The sequence below is a fragment of the Vibrio sp. 704 genome, assembly GCF_033339295.1.
Map to the genome: position 1 here is coordinate 1 of NZ_JAWOUH010000544.1, position 652 is coordinate 652.

1 protein-coding gene and 1 pseudogene are annotated in these 652 nt (G+C 42.2%); both read right to left on the reverse strand.

The window, feature by feature from the left end:
• A pseudogene (locus tag R7R24_RS27645) lies at positions 1 to 109 on the reverse strand (DNA-binding response regulator); the annotation flags it as partial.
• Between the two features lie 176 nt (positions 110 to 285).
• Positions 286 to 652, reverse strand: a 367-nt coding sequence (locus R7R24_RS27650; RefSeq protein ID WP_318120264.1) for an SDR family oxidoreductase, incomplete at its 5' end; no start/stop codon positions are given.

The following is a 652-nucleotide window of genomic DNA, read 5'->3' on the forward strand; positions in this document are numbered from 1 at the left end:
TACAGCGGACGTCGAAGCCTTGTTCTACAAAGTACTCACCGAGCATATCTTGTAGTTTTGGATCGTCTTCGACAATGATAAGGGATGGCTTGATTTCTTGTTCGTTCATGTAAGTGATGTGTGCTGTATTTGATATCACTGAAAGTTAAACAAATTTGCGAGTTATTTCAAATAAAGCTTGTAAAGAATAAGGTTATCCGATGAGTTAATAATATAAAAAAAGCAAACGTTTTGATATAGAACAAATCGTTTGCTTAGTATATGGGAAATTAAGTTGTCACCAGATTATGGTTGCTGCTTGGTCGGCGCGAGCGCAATTTCTCGGATACAGACATTTTGTGGTTGTTGGTAAGCGAACATTACTGCACGCGCGACATCGTCTGCGGCGAGTACACCACCCATATCCACTTTCCAAGCATCGTATCCATCTTTAATGTCTTGTGAAGTGGTGTGAGAAAGCAGTTCCGTCTCTACTGCGCCCGGTGCAATAGTCGTAACACGCACATTTGATGCGGCCACTTCTTCGCGCACATTTTCTGAAATTGCATGAACTGCGAACTTAGTCCCACAATATGCAGCGAGGTCAGGGAACGTCTTTTTACCTGCAATAGAGCTGATGTTAATTGTTGTGCCACTATTGCGCGCTTTCATT